Annotated in this window: 15 protein-coding genes; 13 read left to right on the top strand and 2 right to left on the bottom strand. The window is 55.5% G+C overall.

Translation table 11 applies throughout. The annotated features are described in order from the left end of the window. The first annotated feature begins 152 nt into the window (after positions 1-152). The 4 genes from V5P19_RS05660 to V5P19_RS05645 all read left to right on the top strand — a co-directional run bounded on the left by V5P19_RS05660 (position 153) and on the right by V5P19_RS05645 (position 3,667). Entirely contained in the window at positions 153-1,370 is a 1,218-nt protein-coding gene (locus V5P19_RS05660; RefSeq protein WP_334400947.1) for a four-carbon acid sugar kinase family protein, read from the top strand. Beyond that, the gene (locus V5P19_RS05655) at positions 1,363-2,349 is read left to right on the top strand and encodes a D-threonate 4-phosphate dehydrogenase (protein WP_334400944.1); all 987 of its coding nucleotides are present in this window, start codon (positions 1,363-1,365) and stop codon (positions 2,347-2,349) included. Before V5P19_RS05660 ends, V5P19_RS05655 begins: the two co-directional genes overlap by 8 nt. Before the next feature lies 1 nt (position 2,350). Beyond that, positions 2,351-3,109 (top strand): DeoR/GlpR family DNA-binding transcription regulator, encoded by a 759-nt coding sequence (locus tag V5P19_RS05650; protein WP_334400942.1) that lies wholly within the window; start codon positions 2,351-2,353, stop codon positions 3,107-3,109. A gap of 75 nt (positions 3,110-3,184) precedes the next feature. After that, the gene (locus V5P19_RS05645) at positions 3,185-3,667 is read left to right on the top strand and encodes a GNAT family N-acetyltransferase (RefSeq protein ID WP_334400940.1); all 483 of its coding nucleotides are present in this window, start codon (positions 3,185-3,187) and stop codon (positions 3,665-3,667) included. Here V5P19_RS05645 and V5P19_RS05640 read toward each other — a convergent pair. Then, positions 3,621-4,499, bottom strand: coding sequence for a LysR substrate-binding domain-containing protein (locus V5P19_RS05640; RefSeq protein WP_334400938.1), 879 nt, complete (start codon positions 4,497-4,499; stop codon positions 3,621-3,623). The two genes, V5P19_RS05645 and V5P19_RS05640, sit on opposite strands and share 47 nt — an antisense overlap. Positions 4,500-4,598: 99 nt before the next feature. On the opposite strand from V5P19_RS05640, the gene sad reads away from it, so the two are divergent. From sad to V5P19_RS05595, 9 genes are all read left to right on the top strand, one after another. Further along, the gene (gene sad, locus V5P19_RS05635; protein ID WP_334400936.1) at positions 4,599-5,987 is read left to right on the top strand and encodes a succinate-semialdehyde dehydrogenase; all 1,389 of its coding nucleotides are present in this window, start codon (positions 4,599-4,601) and stop codon (positions 5,985-5,987) included. Positions 5,988-6,092: 105 nt separating this feature from the next. Then, positions 6,093-7,682 carry a methyl-accepting chemotaxis protein gene (locus tag V5P19_RS05630; RefSeq protein ID WP_334400934.1) on the top strand — a complete coding sequence of 530 codons (1,590 nt, stop codon included), beginning with the start codon at positions 6,093-6,095 and terminating at the stop codon, positions 7,680-7,682. A gap of 62 nt (positions 7,683-7,744) precedes the next feature. Beyond that, positions 7,745-8,671: a glutaminase B gene (glsB, locus tag V5P19_RS05625; protein ID WP_334400932.1), complete on the top strand. Its 927-nt coding sequence runs from the start codon at positions 7,745-7,747 to the stop codon at positions 8,669-8,671. Continuing rightward, positions 8,671-9,027, top strand: a complete 357-nt coding sequence (locus tag V5P19_RS05620) for a DUF4186 domain-containing protein (RefSeq protein WP_334400930.1) — start codon at positions 8,671-8,673, stop codon at positions 9,025-9,027. The genes glsB and V5P19_RS05620 overlap by 1 nt, the downstream gene beginning before the upstream one ends. Positions 9,028-9,196: 169 nt before the next feature. Next, positions 9,197-10,189, top strand: a complete 993-nt coding sequence (locus tag V5P19_RS05615) for a diguanylate cyclase (RefSeq protein WP_334400928.1) — start codon at positions 9,197-9,199, stop codon at positions 10,187-10,189. Between the two features lie 54 nt (positions 10,190-10,243). Beyond that, entirely contained in the window at positions 10,244-11,209 is a 966-nt protein-coding gene (locus V5P19_RS05610; RefSeq protein WP_334400926.1) for a sensor domain-containing diguanylate cyclase, read from the top strand. A gap of 82 nt (positions 11,210-11,291) precedes the next feature. After that, positions 11,292-11,819: a GNAT family N-acetyltransferase gene (locus tag V5P19_RS05605; protein WP_334400924.1), complete on the top strand. Its 528-nt coding sequence runs from the start codon at positions 11,292-11,294 to the stop codon at positions 11,817-11,819. Positions 11,820-11,936: 117 nt separating this feature from the next. Next, positions 11,937-13,388: a tagaturonate reductase gene (locus V5P19_RS05600; protein WP_334400922.1), complete on the top strand. Its 1,452-nt coding sequence runs from the start codon at positions 11,937-11,939 to the stop codon at positions 13,386-13,388. A gap of 209 nt (positions 13,389-13,597) precedes the next feature. After that, entirely contained in the window at positions 13,598-14,512 is a 915-nt protein-coding gene (locus V5P19_RS05595; protein ID WP_334400920.1) for a bestrophin family protein, read from the top strand. Here the strand turns inward: V5P19_RS05595 and V5P19_RS05590 are convergent. Continuing rightward, positions 14,500-15,048 carry a GNAT family N-acetyltransferase gene (locus V5P19_RS05590; protein WP_334400918.1) on the bottom strand — a complete coding sequence of 183 codons (549 nt, stop codon included), beginning with the start codon at positions 15,046-15,048 and terminating at the stop codon, positions 14,500-14,502. The genes V5P19_RS05595 and V5P19_RS05590 overlap by 13 nt on opposite strands. Positions 15,049-15,250 lie beyond the last annotated feature (202 nt).

The raw sequence follows: 15,250 nt of genomic DNA, 5'->3' as shown, positions 1-15,250 counted from the left end.
CCATGATTGATTTCGCTCAAAAGAAGCCAGCCATGGTCATCGTGTGGCTAAATTTATAATTTATTCGCAAACTGAATAACTTGATCTTGCTCACATATAATCAATCATGATTGAATATAATCATTGGCAGAAAATACGAACCCGGAGTAGGGATGAAATTGAACAACCTGTCCAGAGACGTGGTAGTGGTCGCAGATGACTTTACCGGTGCAAACGATGCGGGCGTCAGCCTGGCGTTGTGCGGTAAGAAAGTGAGCGTTGCGTTCCAGACCCCTTTTACCGAATTAACCGATGCGCTGGTGTTGAACACCGATTCACGGGCGTTACCGGCATCAGAAGCGGCTGACAAAATCGCTGCACTGGGTGCGGAGATCGGGGAGGCACGCTGGCTGATCAAAAAAATTGATTCCACCCTGCGTGGGAACGTAGGGGTAGAGACTCAGGCCCTGAAGACCTTAAGCGGTAAGCAACAGGTCATTGTTGCACCTGCCTATCCGGCTGCCGGGCGGATTACGCTGCACGGCAAGTGTCTGGTGAACGGGATTCCGGTTAATGAAACCGAATTTGCCAGCGATCCGAAAACGCCGGTGCCGTCCGCCGATATTGCCGATCTTTTTACTGGCTTCAAGGGCCGCGTCGTGACGGTAAACGCCCTTGAAGCGGCGCTTGCGCAAGGAACGGAATGGCTCATTGTCGACGCGCAAACCGATGAGGCGCTGGATGCCATTATCGCCGCCGCGCTGACCTGTGCGCAGATGCCGCTTCTGGTGGGGTCTGCCGGGTTATGCGATGCCTTAGCGCGCCATCTTGCGCCCGTTCGACGCAAGCAGGTGCTGGCGGTCGTGGGCTCGATGAGCGAGATCGCTCAGCGTCAGGTTGCTCTGGCCGTGAGAGAGCCTTCCGCGTCGTCGGTTTTCGTTGATGTTAACGATGTGCTGAAAGGGTCAATGGCGGACTGTCTCGCGCAGATTACGCAGGCACTGTCGGCGGGTAACCACTGCATTGTTCACACCTGCGCAGATCGTGATGCACGCCATCATGTTGAGCAGCTTTGCCTGCGGCATCAGATGACCCGCGCCGAGCTGGGGGAAACGCTTTGTACGTTTCTGGGGGAACTGACCCGCCAGGCGCTCGACGCATGTGCACCCGATGCGCTGTACGTCTCGGGTGGCGATGTGGCGATGGCGGTTGCCAACGCGCTACATGCACAAGGGTTTGAAATTACAGGGCGCGTCGCACGGTGCGTCCCTTACGGCAAATTTCTGGGTTGTGCCTGGCTCCGGCCGGTAATGACTAAAGCAGGGGGCTTCGGAACGGAAGAAACGCTGCGTGAGGTTTTGCATTTTATCGAGGAGAGAGTGAGTGACTAATATTATTGCTGTAACGATGGGCGATCCGGCAGGCATCGGGCCGGAGATCATTATTAAATCCCTTACGGAGGGCGAGCTGTCGGGTTCCCCCGTTGTCGTCGTGGGCTGCGCCCGCACGCTGAAGCGGGTACTGGATAACGGAATCGCCGGGCAGGCGGATATTCGGATTGTTGACCAGGTCGGCGACGCGCAGTTCGCGCCAAACGTGATAAACGTCCTCGACGAGCCGCTGGCGGATCCTGATGGCCTTAAGCCGGGGCTCGTTCAGGCTCAGGCAGGGGATCTGGCCTACCGTTGCGTGAAGCGGGCAACCGAACTGGCGATGTCGGGTCAAGTGAAAGCCATAGCGACGGCACCGTTAAATAAGGAAGCCCTGCATCTGGCCGGGCATCATTATCCTGGCCACACCGAGCTGCTGGCGCATCTAACCAACAGCAAAGATTACGCCATGGTGCTGTATACCGATAAACTGAAGGTCATTCACATCACCACCCACATTGCGTTACGCAAATTCCTTGATACGCTCAATCAGGATCGGGTAAAAACCGTGATCGGCATTGCGGATACTTTCCTGAAGCGCGTGGGATTCAGCCATCCTCGTATCGCCGTCGCGGGTGTGAATCCGCATGCTGGCGAGAATGGCCTGTTTGGTGATGAAGAGATCAAGATTGTTGGGCCTGCGGTTGAGGCGATGAAAGCGCAGGGGCTTAACGTCACCGGGCCGTGCCCGCCAGATACGGTATTTATGCAGTGTCACGAAGGAATGTATGACATGGTCGTTGCCATGTATCACGATCAGGGGCATATTCCGTTAAAATTACTCGGCTTTTACGACGGGGTGAATATCACCGCCGGATTGCCGTTTATCCGCACCTCTGCAGACCACGGTACCGCGTTTGACATCGCGTGGACCGGCAAAGCGAAGTCTGAGAGCATGACGGTGTCTATCCAGTTGGCTATGCAAATCACACGGGAATGAAATGAAGGGATATAACCGGTTAGAGCAGATAATGGATTACCTGAAAGGGCACAACCTGGTGACGGTGGATCAGCTGGTGGCGATAACCGACGCCTCGCCGGCAACGATTCGTCGCGATCTGATTAAGCTTGATCAGGAAGGTGTTATCAGCCGCACCCACGGCGGCGTTACCCTTAACCGGTTTATTCCATCCCAGCCCACCACGCACGAAAAAATGCAGCGCAGCCTGGCCGAGAAACACGCTATCGCCAGCGCGGCAGCCAGTTTCGTTAAGGCGGGCGATGCCATCGTCCTGGATGCGGGCACCACGATGATTGAACTCGCTCGTCAGCTGACGCATCTGCCGTTGCGCGTGATCACCAGCGACTTACACATTGCGCTGTTTCTTTCGGAGTTTAAGCAGATTGAAGTGACGATCATCGGCGGACGTATCGATGATTCGAGCCAGTCCTGCATCGGCGAGCATGGACGCCGACTGCTGCAGAACGTCTGGCCTGACGTGGCGTTTGTCAGCTGCAACGGCTGGGACATTAACCGCGGTGTGACGTCGCCCACGGAAGAGAAGGCGGCCCTAAAAAGGGATTTACTTGCCAACGCCACGCGCCGCGTGCTGCTGGCAGATAGCTCAAAATACGGTGCATGGTCGCTGTTTAACGTGACGCATCTGAATACGCTCACCGATATCGTGACGGACAGTCGGCTGGATAACGATATACAGGCGCAGCTCGGCCAGCTTGATACCCACCTGACGCTGGCCTGATGATATAAGTTAATACTATGAAGTCCACGGGGACGGCAGGCGCTATGTTGGAATAAAAACGACAAGGAGCCTGCGATGTATTCCATTACCTCTGAATCTGCACGTCACCCGGATATTATCAATTTGATTGCGGCACTCGACCGTTATCAGAGCGAGCTTTATCCCGCTGAAAGCAACCATCTCCTCGACCTGGCAGCACTGCCAGATGTCTCCCTGATTCTGATGGTCATTCGTGACCAGCAGCTCAACGCGGTAGGCTGCGGCGCCGTTGTACTCAATGGTGACGGGACGGGTGAGATGAAGCGCGTCTATATCGATCCTACCCATCGCGGGCAGCACCTCGGAGAAAAGCTGCTGGCGGCCCTGGAAGATGAAGCCCTGAGCCGGGATTGCCATACCGTGCGGCTGGAGACGGGGATCAAACAGCACGCCGCGGTACGTTTGTATGAGCAGTGCGGTTATGAGCTGCGACCCGCGTTTCCTCCTTATGAGGAGGATCCGCTGAGCCTGTTTATGGAGAAGGCGCTGGTTGAAGACGTTCGTTTAGCAGCGCTATAAAAGCCTCGAGCTGGCGGGTCATCGCGCCGCGTCGCCAGACCAGCCAGGTGGTCAGCCAGCGCCAGTTTTCCGCCAGCGGCCACGCTTCTACCTGATGATGCCCCGGCATGCTCTCCAGCATCGATCGGGGCATCAGCGCAATGCCTGCTCCGGCGATAACGCAGGCGAGCATCCCGTGATAGGACTCCATCTCATGAATGCGCCCCGGCGTAGCCCGGTCAGCGTGAAACCAGCTTTCCAGATGTCGGCGATACGAGCAGTTGGCGCGAAAGGCGTAGACGTCGCTGCCGTTCACCTGCGTCGCCTTAGAGACGCTAGCGTGCCCGGCAGGCGTGACCAGCATCATCTCTTCCCGGTACACCGGCATGCCTTCCAGTTCCGGGTGCGACAGCGGACCGTCGACAAACGCCGCGCTTAAGGTCCCCTCCAGCACGCCATCGATCATTGTCCCGGATGGCCCGGTAGAGAGGGCAAACTGAATGCGCGGGTAGCGTTGATTGAACTGCGCCAGGCTTTCCGGAATGCGCACGGCCGCGGTACTCTCCAGCGCGCCGAGGGCAAATAACCCCTGTGGCTCATCACCGGCGACAACCCTACGCGCTTCGTCCACCAGGGCCAGAATCTGTTTGCTGTAGCGCAGGAAGTTATGCCCGGCAGGCGATAGCCGCAGGCGCTGGTTTTCACGAATAAACAGATCGACGCCGAGGTCGGCTTCAAGCTGGCGGATGCGGGTCGTCAGGTTTGATGGCACGCGGTGTACCTTCTGCGCGGCCTGGGTGATGCTGCCGGTCAGCGCGACGGCGTTAAACATTTCAAGCTGAGTTAAGTCCATGCCGTTCTCGTTTTGTGAATAAGATGGTTATTATTATTCATTTTTAAGAAATAGCAGACTGGGCCACAATGAATCAACCGTTATTACGTGGAGAACATCATGACTCATTCACCTGCTACACACGCGCTCTCTGTTAATCCTGCGAATGGGGAGACGCTGGCCGCGTATCCGTGGGCGACCACCGAGGACGTTGAACGTGCCATTTCCCTGGCCGACGCGGGATTTCGTCAGTGGCGTAAAGAGAGCGTTGCCCATCGGGCACAAAAACTGCGCGATCTTGGCGCGGCGCTGCGTAACCGTGCGGAAGAGATGGCGCAAATAATGTCCCGTGAAATGGGCAAACCCATTTTGCAGGCGCGTGCAGAAGTGAGTAAATCGGCAGGCCTGTGCGACTGGTACGCTGAACGCGGGCCGGACATGCTGCGCGCCGAACCGACGCTCGTGGAAAACAACAGCGCGGTGATTGAGTTCCGTCCGCTGGGGCCGATTCTGGCGGTGATGCCGTGGAACTTTCCGCTCTGGCAGGTACTGCGTGGCGCGGTGCCCATTCTGCTGGCGGGCAACAGCTACCTGCTCAAGCACGCCCCAAACGTTCTCGGCTCAGCGGATCTTATCGCGCAGATTTTTGCGGATGCCGGTTTCCCGCAGGGCGTCTTTGGCTGGGTGAATGCTACTAACGACGGCGTGAGCCAGGCAATTAACGATCGCCGTATCGCCGCTGTGACCGTCACCGGCAGCGTTCGTGCAGGGGCGGCGATTGGCGCACAGGCGGGAGCGGCGCTGAAAAAATGCGTGCTGGAGCTGGGCGGTTCCGATCCCTTTATCGTGTTAAACGATGCCGATCTGGAGCTTGCTGTAAAAGCAGCGGTAGCCGGCCGCTACCAGAACACGGGGCAGGTATGCGCGGCAGCAAAACGGTTTATCGTGGAAGCGGGTATCGCCGATGCCTTTACCCAGCGCTTTGTTGAGGCAGCCGCGGCGCTGAAGATGGGCGCACCGGATCGGGAGGAGTGCTATATCGGCCCGATGGCCCGTTACGATCTGCGCGATGAACTGCACCAGCAGGTACAAGCTACGCTGGCGGAAGGGGCGACGCTGCTGCTTGGCGGAGAGAAAATTGCGGGGAAGGGTAACTATTACGCCCCAACCGTTCTCGGGAATGTCACCGAAGAGATGACGGCGTTTCGCCAGGAGCTGTTTGGCCCGGTGGCGGCCATTACGGTGGCGAAGGATGCCGGGCACGCGCTGCAGCTGGCTAACGACAGTGATTTTGGTTTGTCCGCTACGCTCTTTACCGCAGATACCGCGCTTGCCGATAAATTTTCTCGCGAACTGGAGTGCGGAGGTGTATTTATTAACGGCTACAGCGCCAGCGATGCGCGCGTTGCGTTCGGGGGCGTGAAGAAGAGCGGCTTCGGACGTGAGCTGTCTCACTTTGGCCTGCACGAGTTTTGCAATGTGCAGACGGTGTGGAAAGATCGGGTGTGATTTTCAGGGGGGCAATGCCTGCCCCCTGTCATTTTAGTGCAATGGTTCTGTCACTTTCATTTCGTAGACTCGCTCGCGCCTAACGTCTTGTTACTGAAGAAAATCATGAACCTAACGCAAATTTTTCGTCGTATTGCGCAGCGCTTTATTCCCCGTCAGTTTGGCCTGCTTGCCGGTATCTTTTGTATCATTGGCCTTTTCTCCGCTCTGCAGCTTTCCTCTTCCTTTTTGCTTACCGCGTCACTGAAGGACGCCCAGCGCAATGAACAGCGCAATCAGCTGGCGTATGAACAGCAGGGTAAACTCGATCTGGCCCGCGTCTCTCTTCTTACGGCAAGCGATCTTCTTAACCGCGCAGGCGTTTATTTTATGCAGGACAAAGAGACCGGCTCTGACGGCAGCTGGCATAGCCTGATGGACGAAGCGCAACGCGCGCTGGACGCCTCGCAGCAGGCCTGGAACGCGTGGCTGGCGCTTAATCCACCGAAAGATGAGGCGCTGCTGAACAGTTACCCGCTTTTCTACGGGGCCATTAAAGAGCAGGCGGAAGGGCTGATTAAAACCAATACCATTGACGCGTTTTTTGCCGTACCCGCTCAGGCCTTTCAGGCTGACTTTAACGATAACTATGCGCGCTACCAGCAGCTAAGCGAAAAGCAGGCGATAGAGGGGCGACAATCCTTAGTCGATGGGCTATCGGGCCTGCAGCAGTTGTTCCTGTTTGCGCCGGGAGTGCTGCTGGCAATTGCCATCGCCGTCTGGTTCGGCATGGCGAAATGGGTCATCACGCCGCTGCGTCGCCTGGTGGTACACATTAACCTGCTTGCGGCAGGCGACCTTTCCCCAACGCCGCCCGGCGTCACGTGCTTTAACCGTGAGATCGGGCAGCTGAGCGACAGCATTATCACTATGCAGGGCGGGCTACAGCAGCTGGTCGCCCAGGTCAGCGAAGCCACCGCCTCGATGGTCGAGAACATTGGCGCTCTGGCAGAGGGGAACCAGAAGCTCTATCAACAGTCTGCGCGGCAGGCGAAAGCGCTGGAAGACGTCACGTCGCATATTGCAACGCTGGAAACTCACGTGGAAGGCAATACGGGTTATGCCAGACTTGCCAGTTCCCGGGCGGATGAAGCACGCCTGGTTGCTGCGGGAGGCGATCGAATGATGTCTACCGTGAATGAATCCATGCAAGCGATCGTTATGCGATCGTCCGAAATGCGCGGGATCGTGTCCCTGATCGACGGCGTAGCGTTTCAAACCAACATTCTGGCGCTAAACGCGGCAATTGAGGCAGCCCATGCGGGAAACCAGGGGCGCGGGTTTGCCATCGTGGCCAGGGAGGTCGGCCTGCTTGCCAGGAAGAGCAGTCATTCCACGCAAACCATTCAGGAACTGATTAATCATTCCCTGCAGGGGATTGAAGAGGGATCTCAGGCCGTTAACCGTCTGGAGGATAATCTGCAGCAGGTGACGGGCCTGGTGGCGAACTTAAGCAGTTTGCTCAACGAAATTTCGACGGCCACCTTCAGTCAGGGGGAAAGCATTCATCTGATGACGCGTCAGCTGCATGCGTTGAATCAGGTTTCGCGTCACACGGACGTGCTGGTGTCAGAGGCGTCGGATGCGTCAGAACGGCTGCATAAAGAATCCGCCACTTTGCTGCGTGCCGTTTCGCGTTTTCGTCTTACCGCCTGACGGAATACATTAGCCTCTGTTATACTCGCAGCCCGATTTAGCCTGAGGGCAAGGAGCAAAGTGTGGCTGCGGTCATCCATAATGAGATGCTGGATGAGATTCTGGCACAGGTTCGTCCATTACTCGGAAAAGGAAAGGTTGCCGACTATATTCCTGCGCTGGCCTCGGTCAGCGGCAATAAGTTGGGCATTGCCATTTGCACGGTAGACGGACAGCGTTACCAGGCGGGAGACGCCAGCGAGCGTTTCTCCATTCAGTCTATTTCAAAAGTACTGAGTCTGGTTGCGGCAATGCGCCAGTATGATGAACACGAGATCTGGCAGCGGGTGGGCAAAGATCCGTCCGGGCAGCCGTTTAACTCGCTACTTCAGCTTGAGATTGAACAGGGTAAACCCCGTAATCCCTTTATCAATGCCGGGGCGCTGGTGGTGTGCGATATGCTGCAAAGCCGCCTGAGCGCGCCGCGTCAGCGGATGCTCGAAATCGTGCGCCAGCTCTCTGGAGTGGCGGATATTGCCTACGATCCGGTAGTGGCACGCTCTGAGTTCGAACACTCCGCCCGCAATGCAGCCATCGCCTGGCTGATGAAATCTTTTGGTAATTTCCATAACGACGTGGCGACCGTGCTGCAAAACTATTTCCACTACTGCGCGCTGAAGATGAGCTGTGTGGAACTGGCGCAAACTTTCGTATTCCTCGCGCATCAGGGTCATGCCCCTCATCTGTCACAGGAAGTCGTTTCCCCAATGCAGGCACGTCAGGTGAATGCCCTGATGGCCACCAGCGGTATGTATCAGAATGCCGGAGAATTTGCCTGGCGCGTTGGCCTGCCGGCTAAATCAGGCGTCGGCGGTGGGGTGGTGGCAATTGTGCCGCACGAGATGGCGATTGCCGTCTGGAGCCCGGAACTGGATGAGACCGGAAATTCACTTGCCGGGGTAGCGGTGCTGGAGCAACTGACCCAACGCCTGGGACGTTCTGTTTACTAATGACAACGCTGGATCCACTTTTTGCCCGTCTGGCGCGATCGACGTTTCGTTCGCGCTTTCGCTTAGGCGATAAAGAGCGGCAATACTGCTGGGATAAGGGCGCAGACACCATCGACCAGCATGCCGCCGACTTTGTGTCCCGACGCCTTGCCCCGGCGCAGCCCGCTAACGACGGGAAGCAAACGCCAATGCGGGCTCACCCGGTGTTTATCGCTCAGCATGCTACCGCCACCTGCTGTCGCGGCTGTCTGGCCAAATGGCACAACATACCGCAGGGCGTTCAGCTTACCGGGCAGCAACAACAGTACGTTGTTGAGGTGATACACCACTGGCTGGTGCAACAAATGAACCCCTAAGTCAGTCATGACGCGGCGTGAGGGATACATTTAGCCTATAAATCGCTTGCTACGTATTTTTAAGCTCAATAAGATACCGGAAGAAAGATATCGGAATAATCGCAGAATGAATGTTACTGACAAACTCAGTGGAAAGCCTCGCGTACCTGGAAACCGGTTTGTCAAACGTATGTATCTGATGCGTATGCTCGGTACGTTCCTCTGTTTTATCCCCATTCTATCCGTATTGATTGAGCATCAACGTTCAGTCTGGCTAATGATTCTGCTGGCTATCAACGCGTTTGTCTGGCCAACGTTTGCCTGGATGCGTTCGCGTAAATCAGCGGTCCCGCTGGCGACGGAACATCAGAATCTGGTGCTGGATGCCGGAGCCGGGGGCTTCTGGATCGCCATGATGGCGGTCAATCCGCTGCCGTCAGTGGTGATTGCGACTATCCTGCTTGCCGACAGGCTTGCAGCGGGCGGTTTTACGCTGATGAAAAAGGCGGCCGCCCTGATGCTGGGCGTGTTTCTTATCGGTTGGCTTACGCAGGGAATGGCGGTGGATAGCGCCGTGTCTCAGCGAACGATGTTTGCTACCTTGCCTCTTATTGCGATCTACCTCATCGCCATGAGCGTATTGACGCACAGAATTGCGCTACGCCTGCGCATTAAAAGTCGCGAGCTTGAAAGAATTGCCATGATGGATCCGCTGTTGGATATCGCTAACCGACGTCTGCTGGAAAAGCGTATCGATCACGAGCTGAATAAACTGCGTCAGACCTGTCGTGAATCTGCCCTGATGTTTATTGATATCGACAATTTTAAAGACGTCAACGACCGTTTTGGTCACAAGGTCGGGGATACGATGCTGGCTACCGTGTCGGAGATTTTGCATTTGGCGACGCGCCCGACGGATACCCCCGCACGGTTGGGGGGCGATGAGTTTGTGATATTGCTCCCTAATACCACTGTTGAAGAAGCGCACATCGTCGCAACCCGCATTATGGAGGCCGCGGCGGTGATGAAAGATGTGGCACAGGAAGCCGTACACTGCACGCTCAGTATTGGTATTGCCTGCGCCACGCGAGAAATGGGAAGTGTAACCGACTGGCTGCAGGCGGCAGATGATGCTTTATACCGCGCCAAACGGGATGGCAAGAACAGGATATTCGCACACTGACAATGTCTCTGTTTAAGCTACGCTTTGAGTAAAGCTTATGCGTCAGGAGACGTTATGAAAGCACCTGCAACCCCTGAAAATGAAACGGATCGTCTGAACTCTCTGCGTGAGTCTGGGCTGTTGGATATTGAGAGTTCACCGGCGTTCGACCGTCTGACTCGCCTGGCAAAACGCTTCTTCGGCGTTCCGCTGGCGATGGTCAATCTTATTGATGAACATGCGCTTATTGTAAAGTCTGCCTGCGGCCAGGCGCCGGACAGCGTACCGCGTAACATCTCATTTTGTGGGCATACGATCCTCAGCGAATCGCCGCTGGTGGTGGGTGATATGCGCCAGGACGATCGCTTTGCCGATAATCCGCTGGTGGCCGGTGAACCCGGCGTCCGATTCTATGCGGGCTTTCCGCTGCGTTTGCGCAACGGGGCAAGCGTAGGCTCACTGTGCCTTATCGACTATTCACCACGTGAATTTTCGGCCACCGATCTTGCGGTTCTTGGCGATCTTAGCGCCCTGGCGGAAGATGAGTTCGCCGCGGTCAGTGCTGCTACCACGGACGAACTCACCGGCCTATTTAACCGTCGCGGCTTTAACCAGTTTGTTCGCTTTACGCTTTCTGTGGCCAGACGACGCGCCGAGCCGTTAACGTTGGGCTGGCTGGATCTCGACCGCTTCAAAGAGATCAACGATCGCTTTGGTCATGAAGAGGGTGATAAAGCCCTGAAGGCGATGGCCGCGCTGATGTGTTCCTCCTTCCGGGAGGCCGATCTGCTGGTACGCTTCGGTGGAGATGAGTTCGCGGTGCTTTTTGCCGATACGGATGAACAGGGCGCCTGGATTGCCATGCAGTATCTGGCCGAACAGGTTGAGGCATATAACGCGCGGAAACTGCATCCGTGGTCGCTATTGTTCTCCTGGGGCGTGAGTGAATTCGACCATAACGGCAATGACCTCCAGCAGTGGCTCAAAGATGCGGATGAAAAGATGTATGCCATGAAACAGCAGCGGCGTCCCGCACGTTGACATAACAAAAGCCTATAGCAGAGGTCATTGCGTTAATGAAATGTTAAATGCAAAGTGAGGGGAGATAACACAAGGACACACAATGAATACCTCACTGCAAATCAAAAGCCTCACCGGGGAAGCGATCCTCACTCACATCGATGCGCTCGCCGATATCCTGACAAACTGCGTCAACGGCGGCGCATCCGTCAGCTTTATGTTGCCCTTCAGCCTAGAAAAAGCCCACGCTTTCTGGCTCGGTATTGCGCAAAGCGTTAGCCGCGACGAGCGCGTGGTGCTTGCATGCATTGATGCGCATGACGGCATCATCGGCACGGTGCAGTTGATAACCGACCAGCCTGAAAACCAGCCGCACCGCGCGGATGTGGCCAAACTGCTGGTCCACGAAAAAGCGCGCCGTAAAGGAGCCGCAATGGCGCTGATGGAAGCCCTTGAAGTGCAGGCCAGAGACAGGGATATCTCCGTCCTGGTACTGGATACCTCTACCGGCAGCGGGGCGGAGACCTTTTATCAGCGCGCTGGCTGGCAGAAGGTGGGCGAGATCCCGCGCTATGCGCTTATGCCGGACGGGGAAATGACGTCAACCTCGGTGTTCTATAAATTCCTGTGAATATTCTTCACAAGTGCGTCATGTATTGATCCAAACAGGGGTCCTGGTCGTAAAGTTTTGGTAAGTTATTACACCAATCTTATCAGGCTGTATGACTACTCATAAAGGACCCCCATTGTGAACACACTCAACCGTCGTGATTTCCCCGGTGCGCTCTACCCTGAACGCATCATTCAGTTTGGTGAAGGCAATTTCCTGCGTGCATTTGTCGACTGGCAAATCGATCTGTTAAACGAACACACCGATTTGAACGCCGGTGTGGTGATTGTGCGTCCCATCCAGAGCGATTTTCCACCGTCGCTGAGCACTCAGGATGGCCTGTATACCACCATCATTCGCGGCCTGAACGAGAAGGGTGAGGCGGTCAGCGATGCGCGGCTTATCCGTTCCGTTAACCGTGAGATTAGCGTTTACAGCCAGTATGATGAGTTCCTGAAGCTGGCCCACAATCCGGATATGCGTTTTGTCTTCTCCAACACCACCGAAGCCGGCATCAGCTATCACGCGGATGATAAGTTTGAGGATGCCCCGGCGGTGAGCTATCCGGCAAAACTGACGCGACTGCTGTTCGAGCGTTTCAGCCATTTCGACGGTGCAGCGGACAAAGGCTGGATCATCATTCCGTGCGAGCTGATTGATTACAACGGGGAAGCCCTGCGTGAACTGGTGCTGCGCTATGCGCAGGCGTGGGCGTTGCCTGCGGCCTTTACCCAATGGCTGAACGAGGCCAACAGCTTCTGCTCAACCCTGGTCGACCGCATCGTAACGGGCTACCCGCGCGACGAAGTGGCTTCCCTGGAAGCCAGGCTGGGCTATCACGATGGGTTCCTTGATACCGCCGAGCATTTCTATCTGTTCGTCATTCAGGGGCCAAAATCCCTTGCCAGCGAACTGCGTCTGGATAAATTCCCGCTGAACGTGCTGATTGTCGATGACATCAAACCGTACAAAGAGCGCAAGGTGGCAATCTTGAACGGTGCGCACACGGCGCTAGTACCGGTAGCATTCCAGGCGGGGCTGGATACGGTAGGGGAAGCGATGAACGATGCTGACGTGTGCGCGTTCGTTGAAAAGGCTATCTACCAGGAAATTATTCCCGTACTGGATTTACCGCGCGACGAGCTGGAATCCTTTGCCCGCGCGGTTACGGGGCGTTTCCGTAATCCTTATATCAAGCATCAGCTGCTGTCGATTGCGCTGAACGGAATGACCAAGTATCGCACGCGTATTCTGCCGCAGCTGCTGGCGGGGCAGAAGGCCACCGGGAAACTGCCGTCTCGACTGACGTTTGCTCTGGCCGCGTTAATCGCGTTCTATCGCGGCGAGCGTAATGGCGAGGATTACCCGGTCCAGGATGATGCGCACTGGCAAGAACGCTATCAGCAGCTGTGGGCACAACATCATGATAAACAGCTCGCGACACGCGAGCTGGTGACGTCCGTGTTGAGCGTGAGCGAGCACTGGGAACAGGACCTCACTCAGATTGGTGGATTGGTAGAACAGGTTACGCGCGATCTTGACGCCATCCTGAATCAGGGAATGCGTGAGGCAGTTAAACCGCTCTGCTAAATGCTAAAAAGCACAGCCCGGCTTCGGCCGGGTTTTAAAACCGATCTCATTAGTTACAACATACTATCTAGCCCGTTTTTAAAAATAGCATGTAACACCGTGCGGTCTTGGCCAATCAGGACAGATAATTCAATATCCCGTTAACAAGCTTGCAACTGTGAAGGGGATCACGTTTAATAGCCGCGCGCTTTCCTTTCCTGAAAATGACTATGATTGTTCGTCCTCATCAGCACTGGCTACAACTGATTTTTGTCTGGCACGGTTCGGTACTACCCAAAATTTATACCCGCTTGCTGCTTAACTTCCTGCTTTCTATCGCCGTTATTCTGATGCTGCCGTGGTACACCTCGCTGGGCATCAAATTTACCGTCGCACCGTTTAGTATCCTCGGCGTCGCTATCGCGATATTCCTGGGGTTCAGAAACAACGCCTGCTATTCGCGGTACGTTGAGGCTCGCCAGCTTTGGGGGCAACTGATGATAGCGGCACGCTCCTTATTTCGCGAGGTAAAAAACACCTTGCCGGATGATAAGCACCTGGGAGAGTTTGTTCGTCTGCAAATCGCTTTTGCAAATTGCCTTCGCATGACGCTGCGCCGGGAAACAAATGCCGAACAGTTGTCACGATTTATGGCTTCGGATGACTTACGCAAAGTGATGGATTCGAACTCACCGGCAAATCGCATATTGCTGATGATGGGGGAATGGCTGGCCGTGCGTCGTCGTGACGGACAGCTGTCTGACATCCTGTTTCACAGCCTGAACAACCGTCTGAATGATATGTCTGTCGTGCTTTCCGGCTGCGAGCGCATCGCCACCACGCCCGTTCCGTTCGCCTATACGTTGATTCTGCACCGCACAGTTTATCTGTTCTGCATCATGCTTCCGTTCGCTCTGGTCGTAGACCTGCACTACATGACGCCGTTCGTATCCGCGCTGATTTCCTATACCTTTATTTCGCTGGATACGCTGGCAGAAGAGCTGGAAGATCCGTTTGGTACGGAAGATAACGACCTGCCGCTGGATGCCATCTGCAACATGATGGAACGCGATCTGCTGCAGATGAACGATGAAGAGGATATTCCTGAAAGGAAGTTCCCGGATAAGCACTATCAGCTGACGTGACGGGCATTCCACTCGTCACGGGTGATTTCCCACAGCTCCGAGTCCAGCAGGCCGCTAACGTACGCTTTCTTTTCCGTTCTGATTAATCGCATGCCGCTACTGACTGAAATACGCTGAGAGCGGCTGTTGGCGGCCGCTTTCGGCGCGCGCAGCACGGGTTTATTCAGCGAATTAAACCAATAGTCGGTTGCCGCCATACTGGCCTCACGCATGTAACCCTTACCCTGATATTCCGGCGCCAGCCAGAATCCCCGGTTGTTATCTTCTACGTCGTACAGGCAGATAATCCCCATTAACGCGTCCGGCGATTCCAGACGTCGGATACTCCAGAACCAGGCAATGCCTTTTGCCATATCCGGTAAGGCAACGTTGTTGACGTAATGCTCCGCGCCGTTTTCAGGGTAGGGCCACGGCACGGAAGAGACCATATAACGCACGATTTCCCAGCGCGGATACAGGTGCTGAATTTGAGCGGCATCATCGGCAACCAGCGGTTTTAGCAACAAACGCGCTGTGGTGAGTGTGGGTATCGTCATCGGCGGATCTCCCTATTTAAGCGTTATGCTTTTGTTTGCGTTCTGGTATTTTTCTCTTTACCACACTCTGTTTCCGCTTGCTGATATTCTTTCACTTTATTCATACAAAGGTGAAAATCGTTGGTTTTCCGCATTGGCAGAGGCAGAGGCAGAGCTGCGCTGTAAATCCACGTTCTCCCGCCGGTATTTGTATCACACTGTA

Origin of the sequence: Enterobacter sp. UNJFSC 003 (assembly GCF_036903355.1) — a bacterium.
Classification (GTDB): domain Bacteria; phylum Pseudomonadota; class Gammaproteobacteria; order Enterobacterales; family Enterobacteriaceae; genus Enterobacter.
This window is presented reverse-complemented; position numbering and strand designations above follow the sequence as displayed.

Excerpts from the sequence above, each read along its gene's own strand:
- V5P19_RS05660 (WP_334400947.1), top strand. The coding sequence starts at position 153 with ATGAAATTGAACAACCTGTCCAGAGACGTGGTAGTGGTCGCAGATGAC.
- V5P19_RS05650 (WP_334400942.1), top strand. The coding sequence starts at position 2,351 with ATGAAGGGATATAACCGGTTAGAGCAGATAATGGATTACCTGAAAGGG.
- V5P19_RS05645 (WP_334400940.1), top strand. The coding sequence starts at position 3,185 with ATGTATTCCATTACCTCTGAATCTGCACGTCACCCGGATATTATCAAT.
- V5P19_RS05640 (WP_334400938.1), bottom strand. The coding sequence starts at position 4,499 with ATGGACTTAACTCAGCTTGAAATGTTTAACGCCGTCGCGCTGACCGGC.
- sad (WP_334400936.1), top strand. The coding sequence starts at position 4,599 with ATGACTCATTCACCTGCTACACACGCGCTCTCTGTTAATCCTGCGAAT.
- V5P19_RS05630 (WP_334400934.1), top strand. The coding sequence starts at position 6,093 with ATGAACCTAACGCAAATTTTTCGTCGTATTGCGCAGCGCTTTATTCCC.
- V5P19_RS05620 (WP_334400930.1), top strand. The coding sequence starts at position 8,671 with ATGACAACGCTGGATCCACTTTTTGCCCGTCTGGCGCGATCGACGTTT.
- V5P19_RS05615 (WP_334400928.1), top strand. The coding sequence starts at position 9,197 with ATGTATCTGATGCGTATGCTCGGTACGTTCCTCTGTTTTATCCCCATT.
- V5P19_RS05610 (WP_334400926.1), top strand. The coding sequence starts at position 10,244 with ATGAAAGCACCTGCAACCCCTGAAAATGAAACGGATCGTCTGAACTCT.
- V5P19_RS05605 (WP_334400924.1), top strand. The coding sequence starts at position 11,292 with ATGAATACCTCACTGCAAATCAAAAGCCTCACCGGGGAAGCGATCCTC.
- V5P19_RS05595 (WP_334400920.1), top strand. The coding sequence starts at position 13,598 with ATGATTGTTCGTCCTCATCAGCACTGGCTACAACTGATTTTTGTCTGG.
- V5P19_RS05590 (WP_334400918.1), bottom strand. The coding sequence starts at position 15,048 with ATGACGATACCCACACTCACCACAGCGCGTTTGTTGCTAAAACCGCTG.